Genomic DNA, 21,959 nt, shown 5'->3' with positions numbered 1-21,959 from the left:
GCGGCTATCTCATACACATGTCTGACGGCCGGTTCCGGGGGTGGGAGAATGTGCGGGTGAAGGGCGATTACCAGGACCTGGTGGACGAGATCTCGGCGCTGGTCGGCGCACCGGCGACGCTGGAGAACCGGGACTTCCGCCTCATCGCCTTCGGCGCGCACGACAGCGATGACGATCTCGCCATGGACCCGGTACGCACCCGTTCGATCCTCACCCGGCAGTCGACGGCGGCCGTCCGCGCCTGGTTCGAGGCGTTCGGCATCGCCCGCGCCACCGGACCGGTACGGATCCCGGCGGCGCCGGACGCGGGGGTGTTCCGGGGCCGGATCTGCCTGCCGGTGCGGTACCGGGGCGTCGTGCAGGGCTACGTGTGGCTGCTGGATCCGGAACCCGGATCGGGCGCGGGACCCGGCCCGGCGGCGCTGGCCTCCGCCATGGAGGTCGCCGAGCGGATCGGGGTGCTGCTCGCGCAGGAGGCCAGGGCGGGCGCGGACCTGTCGCGGGAGTTCCGTACGGCGCTCACCGCCGGCCGGGGCTGGGAGCGGGAGATGGCGGAGTCCGCGCTGCGCTCCGCCCTCGGCCCGGACGGCGACGGCCTGCACGCCGTGGTGTGCCTGACCCCGTGGGCCGGGGAGGCGCCGGGCTCGGTGCCGGGCGTGGCGGCGGTGTGCGTGGCGCCGTCCCCGGGCGCGCCCGGCCTGGCGCTGCTGGTCAGGCTCCGCTCGGCGGACGCCCTGACCCCGGCGGAAACGGTGACGGCCCGGCTGCTGACCCGGGGGGGCGGGGCGAGCGCCGGGATCGCGGAGCCCCGGCGCGGGACCGCGGGGCTCGCCGATGCCTGGTCGCAGGCCTGGGCGGCGGCCCGGGCGGCGGCCGCCCAGCCCCGGCTCGGCCCGGTGGCGCGGTGGTCGGCGATCGGCCCGTACCGGATGCTGGCCACGCTGGCGACGACCCCGCCGGACGACCCGGCGACCCGCCCCCTCCTCGCCCCGGCCCACCGCGAACTGGCCCGCACGGCCGAGGTCTTCCTCGACTGCGCGGGCCAAGCAGGCCGCGCGGCGGCCGCCCTCGGCATCCACCGCCAGACCCTGTACTACCGGCTGGGCCGAGTGGAGCTCCTGACGGGCCTCGACCTGGACGAGGGCGAAGACCGCCTCCTGCTCCACATGGCCCTCAAAACGGCCCGCCTGCTCTGACCGGGGCGGCTACTTCGACGCGAAGGGGCCCCTCTCGCCGAAGGCGTGCTCCGCGAAGCGGTCGCCGATGCGGCGGTGGCCGGCGGCGTCGGGGTGGAGGCCGTCCGGGAGGGGGAGTTCGGCGAGGTCCGGCTCTCCGTAGAGGGCGCGGCCGTCCAGGTAGTGCAGGTTGGGGTCCTCGGCCGCCCGGGCCGCCGTGATCCGGGCCAGCTCGTCCCGGATGACGCCCAGCGTCAGCCGCCCGGCGGCGCGCTCCGCCGGGTCGCCCGTCGCCCGGAACCGCAGCGTCCCGCCCTCGAACTCCGGTGCCAGGGGCCCGGGGGTGTCCTCCTGGACCGGGCACAGGATCGGCGAGACGACGAGCAGCGGCGCGCTCGGGTGCCCCTCGCGGAGGGTGTCGAGGAAGCCGTGGACCGCCGGGCCGAAGGCGCGCAGCCGCATCAGGTCGGTGTTGACCAGGTTGATGCCGATCTTGATGCTGATCAGGTCGGCGGGGGTGTCCCGCATGGCCCGCGCGGTGAAGGGGTCGAGCAGGGCGTTGCCGCCCAGTCCCAGGTTGATCAGCTCCACGCCGCCCGCGCGCGCGGCGACGGCCGGCCACGTCCCGGTCGGACCGGAGTCCCTCGAACCGTGGCTGATCGAACTGCCGTGGTGCAGCCACACCCGGCGGCCGTGATCGGCCGCCTCACTGACGGGCGCGTCCGTCCGCAGGGCCACCAGCTCGGTGATCTCCGCCTGCGGCAGCCAGATCTCGATGTCCTTCTCCCCGGCGGCCAGCCCGGTGAACCGGACGGTGGTGACCGGTCCGGGTTCGGTCACCGCCGATCCGGCCATCATGTCGACGGTGCGCACGTTCCCGCCCGCGGCGATGGCCCGGGCCGTCAGACGCCCGTCGACGACCAGCTCGTACAGGCCGTCCGGTGGCGTCGGGGCGTCCCGGTAGACCACCTTCGTTGGCAGCACGTCCAGTTCGACGGCGGTGGCACGGGTGCGGAACGCGAGCCGCACTCCGGAGGGCTGGGACTCGACCATGGCGAGGTAGGGGTCGGGGCACTGCCGGCGCGCCCGGCCCGGGAGCCGGTGCGGGAGCAACCCCCGGGCGGTGCGTTCCAGTTCGAGCGCACCGCGCAGGATGTGGGGTCCGACAGGGGTGGTGGTCCAGTCCGTCACTTTGGCCTCCTTAGGGGGTGACCAGCGACGATAGCCACACGGCATGACCGGGCGCCGCACGGTTTTCCCCCGGTTCCCCCGACCGCCGCGCCCGCTACGCGTCGTCGTCGCCCTTCGCCCGTGCCCCCGCGGCCCGGAAGATGCCCTCGGCGGCCATGCGCATGCCCTCGGTGAACTCCTCGGCCGTGGCCGCCGATTCGGGGTCGAAGATCCACTGGATCATCAGGCCGTTCAGGAGCGCCTGGTAGAACGCCCCGAGGGTGCGCACCTCCCGGTCCGTCAGCTCCTCCTCCGGCCTGCCCGTCATGAGCGCGATCATTCCCTTGCGCCCCTCGCCCTGCGAGGCTGCGAGGAGTTGGCGCAGCTGCGGCAGCCGCTCGCCGCCCAGTGCGACCTCCATGCTCGCCGCCCACAGCGGACCGCTCTGCTCGTGCCCGGACACGATGCCCTCCCACACCGAGCGGAACCGTTCCAGCGAGCCGTCCTCGCCGACCCTGTCGGCCGTCCAGGTGTCGCCCCACTGCTGGATGAGTTCGATGTAGGCCTGGGTCAGCAGCGCGTCCTTGGAGCCGTAGTGGTAGCCGATGGACGCCAGGTTCGTACCGGAGGCGTTGACGATGTCGCGCGCGGTGGTCCGCACGAAACCCTTCTCCATCAGGCACTTCTTCGCGCCCACGAGCAGATCTTCACGATGTCCCATGGCCGCAGCATAACAAGACAAGCGTCATAGACGAGTGTCTCTGACGAATGTTCCACACAGACGTACTAGACAAGCGTTTATGACGTCTGTACATTGCTTCTCATGACGAACCCCGCTGCTACAGCACGCCTCGCCGGCCGCCGTGAATGGATCGCCTTCACCGTCCTCGTGCTGCCCCTGCTCCTGGTCTCGATGGACGTCTCCGTCCTCTACTTCGCCATCCCCGCCATCACCCGCCAGCTGGACCCGAGTTCGACCCAGCAGCTGTGGATCTTCGACAGTTACGCCTTCGCCCTCTCCGGACTGCTCATCACCATGGGTTCGCTGGGCGACCGGATCGGCCGCCGCAAGCTGCTGCTGATGGGCGCGGCCGCCTTCGGTCTCGCCTCCGTCGGCGCCGCCTACGCCACCAGCCCGGAGATGCTGATCGCGGCCCGCGTACTGCTCGGCATCGGCGGTGCGACCCTGATGCCGTCCACGCTGGCGCTGGTGCGCAACCTCTTCCAGGACGCCAAGCAGCGCGGCCAGGCCATCGCGATCTGGTCCGGCGTCATGACCGGCGGCATCGCGCTCGGCTCCGTGATGAGCGGCCTGCTGCTGAACCACTTCTGGTGGGGTTCGGTCTTCCTCATCAACGTCCCCGCGATGCTGCTCCTGCTGCTCCTGGTCCCCGTGCTGGTCCCGGAGTTCAAGGACCCGGCCCCCGGCCGCTTCGACCTGCTGAGCGTCCCGCTGTCGACGGCCGCCGTCCTGCCGCTGGTCTACGGCCTCAAGGAGATCGCCGCCGAGGGGTTCGAGCCGCTCTACCTCGGCTGCGTCGCGGTCGGCCTGGTCTTCGGCTACGTGTTCCTGCGCCGCCAGCGCACCCGTGAGGACGCCATGATCAGCCGGGCGCTCTTCCGGGGCCGCGGCTTCGGCGCGGGCATCGGTCTCAACACCGTCGCCGCCTTCGCCATGATGGGCTCCGCCTACTTCACCACCCAGTACCTCCAGTCGGTCCTGGGCATGGGCACGCTCGAAGCGGCCCTGTGGAGCCTCGCCCCCTCGCTCGCCATCGGCGCCGCCGCCCCCGTCGGTGCGGCCATCGCGCAGAAGACCGACCGGGCCCACGTCATTGCCGGCGGGTTCGTCCTCGCCGCCGCCGGGTTCGCCCTGATGGGGTTCCTCGACACCGACTCGCTGGTGTTGCTGCTGGTCGCGGCGGGTGTCCTCGCCTCCGGCATCGTGACGGTGATGTCCCTCGTCTCCGACATGGCGCTGGGATCGGCCCCCGCCGAGAAGGCCGGTTCGGCCGCCTCGCTGCTGGAGACGGGCCAGGAGTTCGGCGGGGCCCTCGGGATGGCGCTCCTCGGCAGCCTCGGGACCGCCGTCTACCGCGGTGACCTGGACGGCGCGGACCCCGCCGTACGGGAGACCCTGGGCGGCGCGGTCGCGGTGGCCCAGCGGCTCGGCGGGGACGCGGGCGGGCAGGTCCTGACGCTGGCCCGGGAGGCCTTCGTCCACGGGATGCGGTACGCGGCCTGGGGCGGCACGGCGCTGCTGCTCGCGGCGGCGGTGTTCGCGGTGGTCTCGATGCGGGGTATCGGAGCTCCTGCCCCGGCCGCGGCGGAGCCGGCCGAGGCTCCCGGAGCCCTCGCGCACTGAGCTTCGTAGAAGAAAAAAGCGGAAGGGCCCGGGGGAACACCCGGGCCCTTCCGCTCAGTCGTACGGCGGATCAGGTGAGGCTGACCGTGCGCGCCGAGACGGCGCCGATCTCGGCGGCGATGTCCGCGAGGACGTTGACCGGGACCTCGGCGTCGACCGTGAGCACGCCGAGCGCCTCGCCGCCCTCCTCGGCGCGGGCGACCTGCATGCCCGCGATGTTGAGGCCGGCCTCGCCGAGGATGCGGCCGACGGTGCCGACGACGCCCGGGCGGTCGGCGTAGCGCAGGACGATCATCTGGTCGGCGAGCGCGAGGTCGAGGTCGTACTCGCCGATGCCCACGATCTTCTGGAGGTGCTTGGGGCCCGCGAGCGTGCCGGAGACCGAGACCTCCTGACCGTCCGACAGGGTGCCGCGCACGGTCACCACGTTGCGGTGGTCCGGGGACTCCGAGCTGGTGGTCAGCCGGACCTCGACACCGCGTTCCTGCGCGAACAGCGGCGCGTTGACGTAGGAGACCGTCTCGTCGACGACGTCCTCGAACACGCCCTTGAGGGCGGAGAGTTCCAGCACCTTGACGTCGTGCTGGGTGATCTCGCCGCAGACCTCGACGTCGAGGCGGACCGCGACCTCGCCCGCGAGGGCGGTGAAGATGCGGCCGAGCTTCTCGGCGAGCGGCAGGCCGGGACGCACGTCCTCGGCGATGACGCCGCCCTGGACGTTGACCGCGTCGGGCACGAGCTCACCGGCGAGGGCGAGGCGCACCGACTTGGCGACCGAGACACCGGCCTTCTCCTGGGCCTCGTCCGTGGACGCGCCGAGGTGCGGGGTGCAGACGACCTGGTCGAGCTCGAACAGCGGGGAGTCCGTGCAGGGTTCCTTCGCGTACACGTCCAGGCCGGCGCCGGCGACGCGGCCCTCCTTGATGGCCGAGTACAGCGCGGCCTCGTCCACGATCCCGCCGCGGGCGGCGTTGACGATACGGACGGACGGCTTCACCTTGTGCAGGGCCTCGTCCCCGATGAGACCGAGGGTCTCGGGGGTCTTGGGCAGGTGCACGGTGATGAAGTCCGCGACCTCCAGCAGCTCGTCCAGCGTCAGCATCTTGACGCCCATCTGGGCGGCGCGCGCGGGCTGTACGTAGGGGTCGTACGCGACGACCTTCATGCCGAAGGCCGACATGCGCTGGGCGACCAGGACGCCGATGCGGCCGAGGCCGACGACGCCGAGGGTCTTCTCGCTCAGCTCGACACCGGTGTACTTGTTCCGCTTCCACTCACCGTTCTTGAGGGCGGTGTTGGCCTGCGGGATGTTGCGGGCGGTGGCGACGAGCAGACCGCAGGCCAGTTCGGCGGCGGTCACGATGTTCGAGGTCGGCGCGTTCACGACCATCACGCCGGCCTTGGTGGCGGCGGAGACGTCGACGTTGTCCAGGCCGACACCGGCGCGGGCGACGACCTTGAGCTTCTTCGCGGCGGCGATGGCCTCGGCGTCGACCTTGGTGGCGGAGCGCACCAAGATCGCGTCGACGTCGACGATCGCGGGCAGCAGTTCCGCGCGGTCGGCTCCGTTGACGTGCCGGATCTCGAAGTCGGGGCCGAGCGCGTCCACGGTGGCGGGCGACAGCTCTTCGGCGATGAGTACGACAGGTTTCGAGCTCACGTGGGTCCTCACAGGTCCAGTGCGGACGGCCGTCCCGACGGCCGCAGGCGGTGGAGGGGGTAGCCGCGTGGAAGACGCACGACACTGTGGGCCTGACGCGTTGTGTTGAGCAGTGTAGTGGCGCTTCCGGGCCGGAACTCCGCCTGTACGGAAGGATCACCCGTCCGTGATTGGCCGGGGTGGACAACCGGCGGCTTCTGAGGGTGGCGATCCGGCCGGATGGGCTCCGCGGCGACACCGCGGCGGCCCGGGCGGGTGATGCACCGCGGGGCCGGGACCAGGTCCCGGCCCCGCGGCCTCACGAGATCAGCTCTCGTCGTTGTCGACCCAGCTCATCAGCTTGCGCAGCTTCTTGCCGGTGGTCTCCAGCAGGTGCGCCTCGTCGGCCTTCTTGTACTCGTTGTACTTCGGCAGACCGGCCTTGTACTCGGCCATCCAGGTGTTGGCGAACTCGCCGCTCTGGATCTCCGCGAGGACCTTCTTCATCTCGGCCTTGGTGGCGTCGGTGATGATCCGGGGGCCGGTGATGTAGTCGCCCCACTCGGCGGTCTCGGAGACCGACCAGCGCATCTTCTCCAGGCCGCCCTCGTACATGAGGTCCACGATGAGCTTGAGCTCGTGCAGGCACTCGAAGTACGCGATCTCCGGCTGGTAGCCGGCCTCGGTCAGGGTCTCGAAACCGGCCTTGACCAGGGCGGACGCGCCACCGCAGAGGACGGCCTGCTCACCGAACAGGTCGGTCTCGGTCTCCTCGGTGAAGGTCGTCTTGATGACGCCGGCGCGGGTGCCGCCGATACCGGCCGCGTACGAGAGCGCGAGCGCGAAGGCGTTGCCGGTGTAGTCCTGCTCGACGGCGGCGATGCAGGGCACGCCGCGGCCTTCCTCGTACTGGCGGCGGACCAGGTGGCCCGGGCCCTTCGGCGCGACGAGGGCGACGTCCACGTTGGCCGGGGGCTTGATGAAGCCGTAGCGGACGTTGAAACCGTGACCGAAGAAGAGCGCGTCGCCGTCCTTGAGGTGGTCCTTGACGGACTCCTCGTAGATCTCGGCCTGGAGCGGGTCCGGGGTCAGGATCATGATGACGTCGGCCCACTCGGCCGCCTCGGCCACGGGGAGGACCTTGAGGCCCTGCTCCTCGGCCTTCGCCTTGGACTTAGAGCCTTCCTTCAGACCGACCACGACAGGGACGCCGGAGTCGCGCAGCGACAGCGCGTGGGCGTGGCCCTGGCTGCCGTAGCCGATGACCGCGACCTTGCGGCCCGCGATGATGGACAGGTCGGCGTCGTTCTCGTAGAACAGCTCGGCCACTGGGATATCTCCTTGGTGCGCTGGTGTTGCTCCCACCGTACGGCGGGGAACGGAATGTGAGTTTCTCGGTCTCGCCATGCGGGCGGCTTGCGTGTCGTCGCCGGGTCACCGGCGAGTCACCGCGCGAGGCCGCCGCGCGGGGCGATCGGTCAGGCGCTGCGGTCGAGCGCGCGCAGGCTGCGGTCCGTGATGGACCGGCCGCCACGCCCTATGGCGATCGTGCCGGACTGCACGAGCTCCTTGATGCCGAAGGGTTCCAGCATCTTGAGCATGGCGCCGAGCTTGTCGCTGCCGCCGGTGGCCTCGATGGTGACGGCCTCCGGGGAGACGTCGACCGTCTTGGCGCGGAACAGCTGGACGATCTCGACGATCTGGGAGCGGGTCTCGTTGTCGGCGCGGACCTTCACCAGAACGAGTTCGCGCTCGATGGCGCTGTGCGGTTCCAGCTCGACGATCTTGAGCACGTTGACCAGCTTGTTCAGCTGCTTGGTCACCTGCTCCAGCGGAAGGTCCTCGACGTTCACGACGATGGTGATGCGCGAGATGTCGGGGTGCTCGGTGACGCCGACCGCGAGGGAGTCGATGTTGAACCCGCGGCGGGAGAACAGCGCGGCGATCCGGGCGAGGATGCCGGGCGTGTTCTCGACCAGGACGGAGAGCGTGTGCTTGGACATGTGGGGCGTTCTCTCTCTCGGCTCTCTCGGCTCAGTCGTCTTCGTTGTCGCCGAAGTCGGGACGGACGCCCCGGGCTGCCATGACCTCGTCGTTGGAGGTGCCGGCGGCGACCATCGGCCACACCATGGCGTCCTCGTGGACGATGAAGTCGACGACCACCGTACGGTCGTTGATCGCGTTGGCCTCGGCGATGACGCGGTCCAGGTCCGCCGGGTCCTCACAGCGCAGCGCGACGCAGCCCATGGCCTCGGACAGCTTGACGAAGTCCGGGACGCGGGTGCCCTGGCGGGGGGCGATGGACTCGCCGAGCTGGGAGCCGACGGTGTCGTGGCCGGTCTCGTCCGCGTGCAGGACGGTGTTGGAGTACCGCTGGTTGTAGAACAGGGTCTGCCACTGGCGGACCATGCCCAGCGCGCCGTTGTTGATGATCGCGACCTTGATCGGGATGTTGTTCAGCGCACAGGTGACCAGTTCCTGGTTGGTCATCTGGAAGCAGCCGTCGCCGTCGATCGCCCAGACGGTGCGCTCGGGCATGCCGACCTTGGCGCCCATGGCGGCCGGGACGGCGTAGCCCATGGTTCCGGCGCCGCCGGAGTTCAGCCAGGTGCGGGGCTCCTCGTAGTTGACGAAGTGCGAGGCCCACATCTGGTGCTGGCCGACGCCGGCCGCGTAGATCGTGTGCTCGGGGGCGAGTTCACCGATGCGCTGGATGACCTGCTGCGGGGAGAGCATGCCGTCGGCGGGCAGGTCGTAGCCCAGCGGGTACGTCTCGCGCCAGCGGTTGAGGTCCTTCCACCAGGCGCTGTAGTCGCCGGCGCCGCCCTCGGTGTGCTCGGCCTGGACGGCCTGGATCAGGTCGGCGATGACCTCGCGGGCGTCGCCGACGATCGGGACGTCGACCTCTCGGTTCTTGCCGATCTCCGCGGGGTCGATGTCCGCGTGGATGACCTTCGCGAAGGGGGCGAAGCTGTCCAGCTTGCCGGTGACGCGGTCGTCGAAGCGGGTGCCGAGCGCGATCAGCAGGTCCGACTTCTGCAGCGCGGTGACGCCGGTGACCGAGCCGTGCATGCCGGGCATGCCGACGTGCAGGGGGTGGCTGTCGGGGAAGGAGCCCAGCGCCATCAGGGTCGTACAGACGGGAACGCCCGTCAGCTCGGCGAGCACCTTGAGCTCGGCGGTCGCGCCGGACTTCATGACGCCGCCGCCGACGTACAGGACCGGGCGCTTGGCCTGGCAGATGAGCTTGGCGGCCTCGCGGATCTGCTTGGCGTGCGGCTTGGTGACCGGCCGGTAACCGGGGAGGTCGTGGGTGGGCGGCCAGGAGAAGGTCGTCTTCGCCTGGAGCGCGTCCTTGGCGATGTCGACGAGGACCGGGCCGGGGCGGCCGGTAGAGGCGATGTGGAACGCCTCGGAGATCGTCCGCGGGATGTCCTCGGCCTTGGTGACCAGGAAGTTGTGCTTGGTGATCGGCATGGTGATGCCGACGATGTCCGCTTCCTGGAAGGCGTCGGTGCCGATCGCCTTGGAGGAGACCTGGCCGGTGATCGCGACCAGCGGGACGGAGTCCATGTGGGCGTCGGCGATCGGGGTGACCAGGTTGGTGGCGCCGGGGCCCGAGGTGGCCATGCAGACGCCGACCTTGCCGGTCGCCTGGGCGTAGCCGGTGGCGGCGTGGCCGGCCCCCTGCTCGTGGCGGACCAGGATGTGACGGACCTTCTTGCTGTCCATCATCGGGTCGTAGGCGGGAAGGATGGCGCCGCCCGGGATGCCGAACACGGTGTCGCACCCCACCTCTTCGAGAGAGCGGATGAGGGACTGCGCACCCGTGACGTGCTCAACTGCGGCGGACTGCTGTCCACCCGTACGGGGCCGCGGCTGCGGATGGTGGGCCCCGGTGGCCTGGTCGGTCATCGGCATTCTCTTCTCGAAGCTGAGGGTTTTACGAGGAGCGGGAATCCCCCGGACCGTGGCCGGGGGCGTGTGCCAGTGCAACAAAAAACCCCTCGTGCCGGGAGGCAAGCGAGGGGAGCGCGTCGGGCGTTGTGGAGCGGGGATATACCGACCCCGGCTTCAGCCGACGCGCTTTCCAAGTACGAGAATTCGGGTGCGCATGGCATTGACCCTCCCTCTGGCGGGAGGTCGATGTCAAGTAGGTGGGACGGGCGTCTCATTATGTGAGCCTCTGAGGGTGACCATCGAGCCACTGGACGAGCCGCCGGCCAAGGCGGGCTGGGCCAGCGCGCCCGGTACTGGGAACGTACCGCGCACGAGCGTGCGCCGCAGCCTGTATTCGTCGAGTGGCCCCGAGAAGGCCATTCCCTGGCCGTGGGTGCACCCCATCGAGCGCAGCGCCATGACCTGCTCGGGAAGATCCACCCCGTCGGCCACGGACTGCATGCCGAGGTCGTTTGCGATCCGCAAGAGCCCTGCGGTGATCTTGTGGAGGCGGGGGGACTCGACCACGCCCTCGACCAGGCCGCGGTCCAGCTTGAGCATGTCGACGGGGAGGCGGCGCAGGGCGCTGATGGCCGCGTAGCCGCTGCCGAAGCCGTCGAGCGCGATCAGGACGCCGAGCCTGCGCAAGGCCGCCAGGCGGCGCTCCAGCTCGTCGAAGGGGACTCTGGGGTCATTGTCGGCGAGCTCGATCACCAGCGCCCCGGACGGCAGTCCGTGGCGGTTCAGCAGGGCCTCCACGGAGGCCGCCGGTGCGCCCCGGTCCAGTAGCCGTTCGGCGGTCATCCGGACGGCCACCGGGACGTCGTGCCCGGCCCGGTGCCGCTCCGCGGCCTCCTCCACGGCCTCCTCCAGCAGCCAGCGCCCCAGCTCGCCGGCGCGCACGGACGCGGCCCCGGCGAAGGTGCCCGCGGCGCCCGGGGAGACGGCGCGCGCGCCCTCGCCGGCCTCGGCCACGCGCAGGAATTCGGCCGGGGTGAAGAGGATCCCCTGGGCGGAGCGCCAGCGGGCCTGCGCGGCCACCGCGGTGACCTCCCCGGTGGCCAGCGACACCACGGGCTGGTGCAGCAGGGCGAACTCACCCTCGTGGAGCGCGGTGCGCAGCCGGCCGGCCAGCTCCGCCTTGCGTACTACTTCGGTCTGCATCTGCGGCGCGTACAGCTCGACGCGGTCCTTGCCGCCCGCCTTGGCCCGGTACATCGCCAGATCAGCGTTGCGCATCAGGTCCGAAGGGGTGATGCCGGGTTCCGCGAAGGCCACCCCGATGCTGGCGGCGACGCGGACCTCGCTGCCGGAGATCCGGTACGGCTGGGAGAGCGTGGCGCGCAGCCGGTCGGCGATCTCCCGCACCTGGTATTCGCGGGCGCTGCGGTCACGGCTGCCGTCGCCGAGGATCAGGGCGGCGAACTCGTCCCCGCCGAGACGGGCCGCCGTGTCCCCGGCGCGGACGGAGTCCTGGAGGCGGCGCGCGGCCTCGACGAGCAGTTCGTCACCGGCCTGGTGCCCGATGGTGTCGTTGACCGCCTTGAAGCCGTCGAGGTCGATGAAGAGCACGGCGCTGCTGTGGTCACCGGCCCGGCGGCCGGTGAGGGCCTGGCGGACGCGGCGGGTGAACAGGGCCCGGTTGGGCAGGTCGGTCAGCGCGTCGTGCTCGGCGCTGTGCTGGAGCTGGGCCTGGAGGCGGACCCGCTCGGTGACGTCGCGGCTGTTGAGGATGAGGCCGCCCTGGTGGCGGTTGACGGTGGACTCGACGTTGAGCCATTCGCCGCCGCCCGACCTGAACCGGCACTCGATGCGCGTCGTGGGTTCCTCGGCGGGCGGCGTGGCGAGGAAGCGGCGTACCTCGTGGACCACGCGGCCCAGGTCGTCGGGGTGGATCAAGGTGGCCAGTTCCGTACCGACGAGGTCCTCCGCCTCGCGGCCGTAGACCCCGGCGGCGGCGGGGCTGACGTAGCGCAGTGTGCCCGTGGGCGCGGCGATCATGATGACGTCGCTCGAACCCTGGACCAGGGAGCGGAAGTGGTTCTCCTTCTGGGCCAGTTCCTGGGTGAGCGCGATGTTGTCGAGGAGCATGATGCCCTGGCGGATGACGAGGGCGAGCACGACCGTGCAGCCGGTGAAGACGACCACGCGGTCGACTTTACGGCCGTCCACGACGTTGTACAGGATGCCCAGCGTGCAGACGGCTGCCGCGAGGTACGGGGTGAGGGCGGTCAGCGATCCGGTGATGGGGCGGCTGACCGGGCGGTCGCTCCTCGGGTGCCGGGGGACGACGGGCCCGGGGTGGCTGCGCCCGGCGCCCCAGGGCGCGTACGCGAGCAGCAGCGAGCCGGCGAACCAGCCGGCGTCCAGCAGCTGCCCGGACTTGTACTCGGCGCTGAGCAGCGGTGAGGTGAACAGGGCGTCGCTGAGCACGGTCAGGGCCAGCGCCGCGATGGCGGTGTTGACGGCGGACCGGTTGGTCTCGGAGCGCCGGAAGTGCAGGACCAGGACTATCGAGACGAGCGCGATGTCCAGGATCGGGTAGGCGAGGGTGAGCGCGGCGCTCAGCACGCTGCTGGGGGTCCCGGACTGGGCGGTGCGCGCGGCGTTCGCCAGGGCCAGGCTCCAGGACAGGGTCAGGAGCGAGCCGCCGATGAGCCAGGAGTCGAGCCCGAGGCAGACCCATCCGGCCCGGTTGACGGGGCGTTTTGCGAGGACGAGCAGGCCCACGATCGCGGGGGGCGCGAAGCAGAGGAAGGCGAAGTCGGCGAGCGAGTGCTTGGGCACCTCGGCGCCGAGGACCACCTCGTACCAGCCCCAGACGGCGTTCCCGCAGGCGCCCATGAGGGACGAGAAGGCGAAGAGCAGCCATGCGGGGCGCTCGCGCGGATCGATGGTGCGCGCGTAGCCGTAGCAGGAGACGGCGGCGAGTAACGCGCCCCCGCTGAGCCCGAAGTCGCCCATGAAGTCGGCCACTTGCTTGGAGCCCCAGCCGAGGGCGGATCCGACGGCGTACCCGGCGCAGGCGGCGGCGAGGAGGAGCTGCATCGCCAGGCCCCTGCCGCGGCCTCCGCCGCGGCCGGGCGGGCGGGTCAGGAGCGCCGCCCCCGGGGCGCTCACCGGCCCCCCTCGCAGACTGCTCCCGGGCCGGCCCCGTCCCGGCGCCGTCGCTTCCGGCGGCTGTGCCGCAGCGCGTCCTTCGTCCATTGGCCGTGCATCGCCCGTCGCCCCCCAAATGGTCCGATCACTCCCCAGCGCCAGACGTTCGTGGCGCAGCCCCTTCTTCCGGACGATACACCACTTTCGTCACTCAGCGACATAGAGTCTCTACTCTCCGTGACCAGCGGGAGGGTTGTGGCCACTGCGTGCATCCAGGTGAATGCACATGGTTACCATCCTGCCCTCAGTCGGTGATCAACACCGTGTTCTCCACGGGTTCCCCCGCGGCGAAACGGGTGAGCTGGCGGGCGACCAGGCGCTTCGCCCGTGGCTCGAACGCGCTGCTGCTGCCCCCCACATGAGGCGTGATCAGGAGGTTCGGGGCGTGCCAGAGCGGGTGCCCGGCGGGCAGCGGTTCCGGGTCGGTGACATCCAGCGCCGCGCGCAGCCGCCCCGAGCGCAGCTCCGTCAGCAGTGCCCCGGTGTCCACGACCGGCCCGCGGGCCACGTTCACCAGCAGGGCTCCGTCCTTCATGGCACCGAGGAACCCGGCGCCCGCCAGGCCCCGGCTCTCCTCGGTCAGCGGCATGCACAGGACCACCACGTCCGCGTCCGGCAGCAGCCGGGGCAGCTCGGCGAGCGCGTGCACCGGACCGCGCGGCGCGGAGCGGGCCGAGCGGGCGACGCGCGTGATCCGCCGGCATTCGAACGGCTCCAGCCGGTCCTCGACGGCCGCGCCGATCGAGCCGTAGCCGACGATCAGGACGGACTTGTCGGCGAGCGCCTCGTAGAAACCGGAGTGCCACTCCTCGCGGTCCTGGCCGCGCACCATGCCCGGGATGCCGCGCAGGGAGGCGAGGATCAGGGTGAGGGACAGTTCGGCGGTGCTCGCCTCGTGGACGCCGCGCGCGTTGCACAGCCGTACGCCGGAGGGCAGGGCGTCGACGCCGGGCAGGACGTGGTCGATGCCGGCCGTCAGGGTCTGCACGACGCGGATCGCGGGCATGCCGGCCAGGGGGCGCAGGGTCACCGCCGGGGACTTCATGTAGGGCGTGACGTAGAAGACGCAGGGCCCCGGGTCGGCCGGGAACCGCTCCTCGCCGTCCCAGAGCCGGTAGCGGAAGCAGTCGGGGAGGCCGTCGACCTCTGCGGCGGGGAAGGGGAGCCACACGTCCCCGGTCGTTGCAGTCATGATCACGAGGCTATGCGAAGGCATCGCGATCAAGCCGTTAGTTTGAGGGCCGGACCGGGAGGGGGACGCAGGGGTGGAGCGCAGGTCGATCGGGGCGGGACCGCTGACGGTGGGCGCCATCGGGCTCGGCTGCATGCCGATGAGCTGGGGGTACGCACCTTCGCACCGCCGGGGAGAGGAGTCGCTGCGGACCCTGCACACGGCGCTGGACCTGGGGGCGAACCTGCTGGACACGGCCGATGTGTACGGGCCGTTCACCAACGAGCTCGTGCTCGGGCGCGTGCTGCGCGAGCGGCGCTCCGAGGCGTTCGTCTCCGCCAAGGTGGGGCTGCGGGCGGGCGAGCAGCACGTGGTGGCCGACGGGCGGCCGGGGTACGTGCGGCGGGCCTGCGACGCGTCGCTGCGGCGGCTGCGGACCGACGTCATAGACCTGTACCAGTTGCACCGGGTGGATCCGGACGTCCCGGTGGAGGAGACGTGGGGCGCCATGGCGGAGCTGGTGGCAGCGGGCAAGGTGCGGGCGCTCGGGTTCTGCGCGCTGGGGGCGGCGGCGGGTCCGGGGGCGGGACGGCGCGGGGACCGCGGGTACCGGGCGACCGTGCGGCATCTGGAGCGGGCGCAGCAGGTGTTCCCGGTGAGCGCGGTGCAGGCGGAGCTGTCGGTGTGGTCGCCGGAGGCGGCGTGGCAGCTGCTGCCGTGGTGCGCGGCGCGGGGGGTGGGGCTGCTGGCGGCGATGCCGCTGGGCAGCGGTTTCCTGACGGGGACGCTGCGGCCGGGGGCGGGCTTCGAGTCCGAGGACGTGCGGGCCCGGCACCCCAGGTTCACGGCGGACGCGATGGCCGCGAACCAGGTGCTGGTGGCAGGGCTGCGCAGGGTGGCACGCGGGCACGGGCCGGAGGTGACCGCGGCGCAGGTGGCGCTGGCTTGGGTACTGGCGCAGGGGCCGCACGTGGTGCCGGTGCCGGGCGCGGACCGTGCGCACTGGGCGGCCGAGAACGCGCGGGCGGTGGAGGTGCGGCTGACGGCCGCCGATCTGGCGGAGATAGCGGGGCTGCCGGCGGCGGTGGGGGCCTGGGACTGAGCGGGCCCCGCTCGGGCGGGCGTTGCGGGGGGCGGTTCCCCGGGCCGCCCGGACATCCACTCGATCGAGTGTACGAGCGACGGAACTTCGGGTATGGCCGTGGCTGTTGAGTCAGATGGAAGGGCACGGACACAGGACCGGAGGGGAGCAGGGCGATGCGATACGGACGGGGACCGGCGGGGACGGCGCAGGGCCGGGGGCGTGCGCGATGGTTCGGGGAGGTACCGCAAGCGCACATGCCGTACGAGGGCCCGCGCGCCCGGCCCCGAGGAGCACTGGCGGCTCTCGCCCTGGCGGGGTGCGGGGCTCTGCTGGCGGCTGGATGTTCCCCGCCGGGCGGCACCACCGCCCGGCCGGGCACCTCACCACCGGACGCGGCGGCCACCGGGCGGGCGACGGCTGCCTCGGCCGGCCCGTCCGGCTCCCCGCAGGCTCCGGCGCCGCCCGCGAAGGGGTCGGTGACCGTGACGGGTGAGGTGGCCAAGGACCTGGAGTCGCCGTGGGGCGTGGCGCCGCTGCCGGAGGGCGACGTGCTGGTGGCCTCGCGGGACAAGGGGACCATCAGCAGGGTGCAGGTGGGCACGGGCACGGTGACGCAGATCGGCAAGGTTCCGGGGGTGGCCCCGGGCGGTGAGGGCGGACTGCTGGGGCTGGCCCTGTCCCCCGCCTTCGCTTCGGACCATCTGGTGTACGCGTACTTCACGACCGAGTCGGACAATCGCATCGCCCGGATGCGGTACGACCCCGCTCGCTCACCGGGGCAGCAATTGGGCGCTCCGGACACCATTTTGCGGGGCATTCCCAAGGGCGTCATACACAACGGCGGCCGTATCGCGTTCGGCCCGGACAAGATGCTTTACGCCGGGACCGGGGAGACGGGTGACACGGGGCTCGCGCAGGACAAGAAGTCGCTCGGCGGCAAGATCCTGCGGATGACCCCGGACGGGCAGCCGGTGCACGGCAATCCGGAGCCTGACTCCGTCGTCTACTCCTACGGCCACCGCAATGTGCAGGGGCTGGCCTGGGACAGCGGCAAAAGGCTGTGGGCGTCGGAGTTCGGCCAGCACACCTGGGACGAGCTCAATCTCATCGAACCGGGCGGCAACTACGGCTGGCCGGAGGTTGAGGGGAAGGCGGGCAGACCCGGCCTGCGGGATCCGGTGGCCGTGTGGAAGACGGACGAGGCCTCGCCGAGCGGGATCGCGTGGGCGCAGGGCTCGATCTGGATGGCGGCCTTGAAGGGCGAGCGGCTGTGGCGGATCCCCTTGTCGGGGGCGGCCCCGGTGGCGGAACCGGAAGCCTTCCTCCAGGGCGTGTACGGCCGGCTGCGGACGGTGGTGGCCCTGGGCGGGGACAGATTGCTGCTGGTCACGAGCGAGACCGACGGGCGGGGGTCGCCGTCCGGCGGCGACGACAGGATCCTGACGCTGACGGTGAGGTGAGCGCCCCGGCAGTATCCGGCGGGGCTTTCACCCCCGGCCGGATACGGCCGGGGCGGGCGGGGCCGGGTGGAGGGCCGGGCCGAACAGCCGCAGCCGGTGGGCGACGGCGGCCGCCTCACCCCGGCCGGAGACGCCCAGCTTGGCCAGGATGTTCGAGACGTGCACGCTCGCCGTCTTCGGCGAGATGAACAACTCCTCGGCGATCTGCCGATTGGTGCTGCCCGTCGCGACCAACCGGAGCACGTCGCGCTCACGGCTGGTCAGGCCGAGCGCCTCGGCCGGGTCCGTATCCGGCGCGGCCGGCTGCCCGGCCGGTTCGGCGGCGGTGAGCGGGAGGCGGGCCCGCTGCGCGAGCAGCACCAGGCACTCGCTCAGCCGGCGGGCGCCCAGCAGCTCGGCGGTGGCGTACGCGTCGCGGAGCAGGGGCGCGGCCTGTTCCCGGTCGCAGCCGGCCGCCAGCCGGGCCTCGGCGAGCCGGTGGCGGGCCCGGGCCAGCAGGTAGGGGCGGTCCAGCGGGGAGATCGCCTGCACGACCGAGGTCCAGTCGCGGACGGTGTCCTTGTCCTCGGCCCGGAGCAGCTCGGCCCGGAGGTACTCGGCGTGGGCCTCCCACACCGGCACCGGGGTGGCCAGGTTCCGGGCGGCGTCGCGCAGGACGGCCACGGCGGCGTCGCGGCCCGCGTCCGCGGCGGGCAGGCCCCGGGCGTCGGCTTCCGCGGTGGCGGCGGCCAGGAGCAGCGGCCAGGCGTAGCGGTGGTGGCCGAGCGGGAAGCCGGCGGCGATCGCGTCGGCGACCTCCGCGCGGACGTCGGCGATCCGGCCCTCCCCCGCGGCAAGTCCGACCGCGAGGCGGTACAGCGGTATGCGGTGCTGCGGCTGGGTGTCGTGCGTGCCGAAGTGGGCGTGGGCCGCGGCGAGCTGCGTCGCGGTCTCGCTCAGCTCGCCCCGGGCCAGGGCGAGGTAGGCCAGGCGGGCGGCGCCGGAGCCGCGCGGGGCGGCGCTCTGGCCGACCCGCAGCGTGCGCCTTGCCGCCTCGGCGGCCTCGTCCCAGCGGCCCAGGCTGTACAGGCTCTCCGCCATGTTCCCGAACATCCAGGCCTGGATGTCCAGCAGCCGGGCCTTGCCGACGAGTTCGGCCCCCTGCTGGGCCAGTTCCACGGCCTCCGCGGACCTTCCCAGGCTCTCCAGTTGGGAGCTGAGGTTGATGTGGGCCCGGCCGGCGAGCATGAAGTAGCCGAGTGCGGAGGCCCGCTCCTTCACCTCGGCCATCACCGCGAGGCCCCTGTCGCGTTCCCCGGAATCGGCGAGCAGGGAGCCCATGGTGATGCGGGCGTTGAGCTCGATCTCCTCGGCGCCGACCATGTGCGCGTACTCGACGGCCCGTTCGGCGGCCTCCAGGTTGCCGGGGCCGGGGTTGTGGAGCATGCCCCAGCCGGCGGCCCGGACCAGGACCTGGGCGTGCACGTGCGACGGGGGCAGCCCCTGGACGAGTTCCTGCGCTCTGGCGAGTTCCTCCCACCCGTCGCCCCGGCCGAGGCCGGCGACCAGAGAGGAGCGCTCGTTCCAGAACCAGGCGGCCCGCAAGGGGTCGTGGTCCTCTTCGAGGAGCCGCAGCGCCATCTTGGTGATCTTGAGGGCGCGCTCGCGTTCGCCGCCGAACCGGGCCGCGACGGTCGCCTCCGCGAGCAGGTCGAGCCGGGCGAGCGGGGTGGTGGCCGGGTCGCAGCCGCACGGGGGGTACACGTCGGTGTAGTCCACCGGGCGCAGGGCGTCGCGGACTTCGGCGGGGGCGCTCTCCCACAGGTCCAGGGCGCGCTCCAGCAACCGCAGCTGTTCCGAGTAGGCGTGCCGGCGCCGGGCGGCCACCGAGGCGGCGAGGACCGCGGGAAGCGCCTTCGCCGGATCGTTGGCGTGGTACCAGTAGGTGGCCATCCGGATGACCCGCTCCTCGGCGCGGACCAGCGAGTCGTCGCCTTCCATGGCTTCGGCGTAGCGGCGGTTGACGCGGGCCCGCTCCCCGGGCAGCAGGTCGTCGCTCACGGCCTCGCGCACCAGCGAGTGGCGGAAGCGGTAGCCGTCCCCGTCGGGCGTGGCGAGCAGGATGTTGGCTCCGACGGCGGCCCGCAGGGCCTCGATCAGCTCGTCCTCGGTGAGTCCGGCAACGGCCCGCAGCAGCGGGTACTCGACGGTGGAACCGCCCTCGGCGACGATGCGCACCACACGCTGGGCGGCGTCGGGCAGGACCTCGACCCGCACGAGCAACAGGTCGCGCAGGGATTCGGTGAGCCCGGCGTGGCAGCCGCTCGCCCGGCAGGCGACGAGCTCCTCCACGAAGAAGGCGTTGCCGTCGGATCGCTCGAAGACGGAGTCGACGAAGCCCTCGTCGGGCTGGGCGGCGAGGATCCCGGCGAGCTGGCGGCGTACTTCCGCCCGGTTGAAGCGGGACAGTTCGATCCGCTGGACGGTGCGCAGACGGTCCATCTCGGCGAGGAGCGGGCGCAGCGGGTGGCGGCGGTGGACGTCGTCGGCGCGGTAGGTGGCGACGATGACGAGACGGCCGCTGACCAGGGTGCGGAAGAGGTAGGCGAGGAGGTGCCGGGTGGAGGTGTCGGCCCAGTGCAGGTCCTCCAGGACGAGCACGATGGTGCGGTCCGCGGCGAGCCGCTCCAGCATCCGGGCCATCAGCTCGAACAGCCGGGCGGTGCTCTCCTCGTCGTGCGGGCCCCGGGGCGTGTCGCCGAGTTCGGGCAGGATCCGGGCCAGTTCGTCCTCCTGGCCGGCGGCCGCCGCGGTCAGCTCGTCGGGGAGCCGGCGGTGCAGACTGCGCAGGGCGGTCGAGAAGGGGGCGAAGGGCAGCCCCTCCGCCCCGATCTCCACGCATCCCCCGACGGCCACCACTGCGCCTCGGCGGCCGGCCGCCTCGAGGAACTCCTCGGTGAGCCGGGTCTTGCCGACCCCCGCCTCTCCGCCGATGAGGAGGGCTTGCGGCTCGTGCCCGGCGGCGCGGGTCAAAGCGTCGACGAGTGCGGCCAGTTCGTCGGCTCGGCCGACGAACACCGGGCTGACAGATCTGGTCTCCACGGCATCGAGCATCGCACAGGGGTGCTGCCCTGTGGCAGTCGTTATCGGTGCGCCCGTCATGTCGGGTCAGTGGAGCCGCTGTGCGGGCGGTTCACGCGGCCGGTGTGAAGCGGCTGCGTTGGCTCGTCACCAATGCCCCTCCGGATTCCCGGCTCCGTGAGGAGGCGGCGCGGCGCGCCTTCTTGGCCTCCCGGGCCAGGCGGTAGTCGGCGGCCTCGCGGATGAGGTCGGCGCGGCGGGCGGTGGCGATTTCGTAGGCGAACATCTCGTACTCCCTGGTTGCGTTTCTCGGACACCTCGTTCGGTGTGGTCCAAGAATCGCGTCCCAGGGGGTACCACCGCATCGGGCGCATGCCGCATCTGTACGGGCCGGGGTGCCTTAGGCGGGGGCCGTGGATGCCTGAGGCGGGCCGCGGGAGGGGGGAGGGGGAGCTAAGACGGTGCCTAGCCGGCGGGCTGGGCGGGGGCCGTCGGGACGGGGAGGAGGACGTCGAAGTACATGAGTGCGAAGAGCAGGATCCCGAGGACGGCGAGGGCGACGGCCGCCCAGGCGACGGACCGGACCCAGGTGGGGAGGGTGCGGCCGGGGCTGCCGAACGCCGGGCGGGCCAGGACGAAGACGGCGACGAGGAGCGCGATGGTGGCGAGGACGCCGTTGACGAGGGCGGTCGCGTGCCACGGCGAGCTGTAGAGCGCGGCGATCTTCTCGTTGTTGTCGGCGCCGGCGCTCAGGTCGAGCTGGTTGACGAGGTTCTCGCGCTCGGCGGCGACGCGGGAGATCCAGCTGCCGCTGAGGGCGACGGTGCCGAGCGCGGAGGCGACGATGGCACCGGCGGCTGCCCCGACGCCGCCGTCGCGCTCCTCCACCGAGTCCGTTTCATCGGCTCCGTCAGCCTCGGCCGCCGTCTCGGCCGCCTCGTCGATCTCGGCGGGGTCCTCCTTGACGAGGTCGACGGGCTTGTCGGCCACCGTCACGTCCTCGGGGGTCTCGGCGTCGGCGGGGGCGGGGGTCTTGGTGGTCTCCATGCGGGGCACCGTAGGCGGCGTTTCTGAGAGGTTCCTGAGAAGTCGCCGTGCCGCATCTGCCCAGGTGGGCGGCGAGTTACGGCGCACCAGTGGCGGGCCCGGTCACCGCCCGGCGGGTTCCGGCCATTCGGAGGCCAGTACCGCCCAGATCTCGGTGTCCTGGCGGACGCCGCGGTGCAGGTAGTTCTCCCGCAGCACCGCCTCCCGCTTCATGCCGAGGCGCCCGGCCGTCGCGAGGCTCTTGTGGTTGGCGGAGGAGGCGCGCCACTCCACGCGGTGCATGCCGCGCTCCCGCAAGGCCCAGTCGATGAGGATCCGGCAGGCTGCGGTGACCAGTCCCCGGCCGGCCGCGGCGGGCTCCAGCCAGCAGCCGACCTCGCAGTTCCCGGTCTCCGCCTCGAAGATCCGGAAGAGGACTCCCCCGACGAGCTTCCCGTCCACCCGGATCCCGTAGAGCCGTCCGCCATCGGCAGCCGTCTTCTGCGCGTACGCGGAGAGGAAGGCGCGTGCCGAGTCGAGGTCCGTGACGAAGTCGGGCAGCTGGATGTGCTCGCCGATGTACTCGCGGCCGCGGTCCATGTGCGCGAGGAACTCCTCGGCGTGCCAGATCTCCAGCGGGAACAGCCGGGCGTCGGCGGCGAGGTCTATCGAGAACATGAGGCTCTTCCTTCGGATCGGTCGGATCGGCCG

16 protein-coding genes are annotated in these 21,959 nt (G+C 72.1%); 4 read left to right on the top strand and 12 right to left on the bottom strand.

Features of this window, described 5'->3' with window-relative positions; genetic code table 11:
* The first annotated feature begins 56 nt into the window (after positions 1–56).
* Complete coding sequence (locus tag IE207_RS09475; RefSeq protein WP_190183556.1) at positions 57–1,196, top strand: PucR family transcriptional regulator; 1,140 nt, start codon at positions 57–59, stop codon at positions 1,194–1,196.
* A gap of 9 nt (positions 1,197–1,205) precedes the next feature.
* Here the strand turns inward: IE207_RS09475 and IE207_RS09470 are convergent, their stop codons facing one another.
* The gene (locus IE207_RS09470; protein WP_190183555.1) at positions 1,206–2,411 is read right to left on the bottom strand and encodes a GDSL-type esterase/lipase family protein; all 1,206 of its coding nucleotides are present in this window, start codon (positions 2,409–2,411) and stop codon (positions 1,206–1,208) included.
* Positions 2,412–2,460: 49 nt separating this feature from the next.
* Positions 2,461–3,066 (bottom strand): TetR/AcrR family transcriptional regulator, encoded by a 606-nt coding sequence (locus IE207_RS09465; protein WP_190183554.1) that lies wholly within the window; start codon positions 3,064–3,066, stop codon positions 2,461–2,463.
* Between the two features lie 102 nt (positions 3,067–3,168).
* Between IE207_RS09465 and IE207_RS09460 the strand changes: the two genes are divergently transcribed.
* A complete protein-coding gene (locus tag IE207_RS09460) occupies positions 3,169–4,710 on the top strand; it encodes an MFS transporter (protein WP_190183553.1) in 1,542 nt (513 codons plus the stop codon).
* Between the two features lie 70 nt (positions 4,711–4,780).
* On the opposite strand, the gene serA is transcribed toward IE207_RS09460, so the two are convergent.
* The 6 genes from serA to IE207_RS09430 form a co-directional block, all read right to left on the bottom strand.
* Positions 4,781–6,370 carry a phosphoglycerate dehydrogenase gene (gene serA, locus IE207_RS09455; protein ID WP_190183552.1) on the bottom strand — a complete coding sequence of 530 codons (1,590 nt, stop codon included), beginning with the start codon at positions 6,368–6,370 and terminating at the stop codon, positions 4,781–4,783.
* 306 nt (positions 6,371–6,676) lie between these two features.
* On the bottom strand, positions 6,677–7,678 hold the full coding sequence (gene ilvC / locus IE207_RS09450) for a ketol-acid reductoisomerase (protein WP_136214557.1): 1,002 nt from the start codon (positions 7,676–7,678) through the stop codon (positions 6,677–6,679).
* A 149-nt stretch (positions 7,679–7,827) separates the two neighbouring features.
* A complete protein-coding gene (gene ilvN / locus IE207_RS09445) occupies positions 7,828–8,352 on the bottom strand; it encodes an acetolactate synthase small subunit (RefSeq protein WP_136214556.1) in 525 nt (174 codons plus the stop codon).
* A gap of 31 nt (positions 8,353–8,383) precedes the next feature.
* A complete protein-coding gene (locus IE207_RS09440) occupies positions 8,384–10,270 on the bottom strand; it encodes an acetolactate synthase large subunit (protein WP_190183551.1) in 1,887 nt (628 codons plus the stop codon).
* Between the two features lie 228 nt (positions 10,271–10,498).
* Positions 10,499–13,408, bottom strand: a complete 2,910-nt coding sequence (locus IE207_RS09435; protein WP_373304685.1) for a putative bifunctional diguanylate cyclase/phosphodiesterase — start codon at positions 13,406–13,408, stop codon at positions 10,499–10,501.
* A 283-nt stretch (positions 13,409–13,691) separates the two neighbouring features.
* A complete protein-coding gene (locus IE207_RS09430; protein ID WP_190183549.1) occupies positions 13,692–14,639 on the bottom strand; it encodes a 2-hydroxyacid dehydrogenase in 948 nt (315 codons plus the stop codon).
* A 73-nt stretch (positions 14,640–14,712) separates the two neighbouring features.
* Here IE207_RS09430 and IE207_RS09425 point away from each other — a divergent pair, with 73 nt between their 5' ends.
* Together IE207_RS09425 and IE207_RS09420 are read left to right on the top strand one after the other, a co-directional pair.
* The gene (locus tag IE207_RS09425) at positions 14,713–15,720 is read left to right on the top strand and encodes an aldo/keto reductase (protein ID WP_190183548.1); all 1,008 of its coding nucleotides are present in this window, start codon (positions 14,713–14,715) and stop codon (positions 15,718–15,720) included.
* A 236-nt stretch (positions 15,721–15,956) separates the two neighbouring features.
* Positions 15,957–17,162 carry a PQQ-dependent sugar dehydrogenase gene (locus tag IE207_RS09420; RefSeq protein ID WP_190183547.1) on the top strand — a complete coding sequence of 402 codons (1,206 nt, stop codon included), beginning with the start codon at positions 15,957–15,959 and terminating at the stop codon, positions 17,160–17,162.
* Positions 17,163–17,189: 27 nt separating this feature from the next.
* Here IE207_RS09420 and IE207_RS33945 read toward each other — a convergent pair whose 3' ends face one another.
* The 4 genes from IE207_RS33945 to IE207_RS09400 form a co-directional block, all read right to left on the bottom strand.
* Positions 17,190–20,255 carry a helix-turn-helix transcriptional regulator gene (locus IE207_RS33945; RefSeq protein ID WP_190183546.1) on the bottom strand — a complete coding sequence of 1,022 codons (3,066 nt, stop codon included), beginning with the start codon at positions 20,253–20,255 and terminating at the stop codon, positions 17,190–17,192.
* 79 nt (positions 20,256–20,334) lie between these two features.
* Complete coding sequence (locus IE207_RS09410; RefSeq protein WP_190183545.1) at positions 20,335–20,508, bottom strand: hypothetical protein; 174 nt, start codon at positions 20,506–20,508, stop codon at positions 20,335–20,337.
* Positions 20,509–20,687: 179 nt separating this feature from the next.
* Positions 20,688–21,269 carry a hypothetical protein gene (locus tag IE207_RS09405; protein WP_190183544.1) on the bottom strand — a complete coding sequence of 194 codons (582 nt, stop codon included), beginning with the start codon at positions 21,267–21,269 and terminating at the stop codon, positions 20,688–20,690.
* Between the two features lie 102 nt (positions 21,270–21,371).
* Entirely contained in the window at positions 21,372–21,926 is a 555-nt protein-coding gene (locus tag IE207_RS09400; RefSeq protein ID WP_190183543.1) for a GNAT family N-acetyltransferase, read from the bottom strand.
* Between the last annotated feature and the right edge of the window lie 33 nt (positions 21,927–21,959).

Source organism: Streptomyces cirratus (assembly GCF_014650775.1).
GTDB lineage: Bacteria > Actinomycetota > Actinomycetes > Streptomycetales > Streptomycetaceae > Streptomyces > Streptomyces cirratus.
Note: the sequence above shows the minus strand (reverse complement) of the source record. Positions and strands in the feature narration are given on the sequence as shown.

Coding starts and splice junctions, on each gene's coding strand:
- IE207_RS09400 (WP_190183543.1), bottom strand. CDS start 21,926: ATGTTCTCGATAGACCTCGCCGCCGACGCCCGGCTGTTCCCGCTGGAG.
- ilvN (WP_136214556.1), bottom strand. CDS start 8,352: ATGTCCAAGCACACGCTCTCCGTCCTGGTCGAGAACACGCCCGGCATC.
- IE207_RS09405 (WP_190183544.1), bottom strand. CDS start 21,269: ATGGAGACCACCAAGACCCCCGCCCCCGCCGACGCCGAGACCCCCGAG.
- IE207_RS09420 (WP_190183547.1), top strand. CDS start 15,957: ATGCCGTACGAGGGCCCGCGCGCCCGGCCCCGAGGAGCACTGGCGGCT.
- IE207_RS09460 (WP_190183553.1), top strand. CDS start 3,169: ATGACGAACCCCGCTGCTACAGCACGCCTCGCCGGCCGCCGTGAATGG.
- IE207_RS09440 (WP_190183551.1), bottom strand. CDS start 10,270: ATGCCGATGACCGACCAGGCCACCGGGGCCCACCATCCGCAGCCGCGG.
- IE207_RS09410 (WP_190183545.1), bottom strand. CDS start 20,508: ATGTTCGCCTACGAAATCGCCACCGCCCGCCGCGCCGACCTCATCCGC.
- IE207_RS09430 (WP_190183549.1), bottom strand. CDS start 14,639: ATGACTGCAACGACCGGGGACGTGTGGCTCCCCTTCCCCGCCGCAGAG.
- IE207_RS33945 (WP_190183546.1), bottom strand. CDS start 20,255: ATGCTCGATGCCGTGGAGACCAGATCTGTCAGCCCGGTGTTCGTCGGC.
- IE207_RS09465 (WP_190183554.1), bottom strand. CDS start 3,066: ATGGGACATCGTGAAGATCTGCTCGTGGGCGCGAAGAAGTGCCTGATG.
- IE207_RS09470 (WP_190183555.1), bottom strand. CDS start 2,411: ATGCCGTGTGGCTATCGTCGCTGGTCACCCCCTAAGGAGGCCAAAGTG.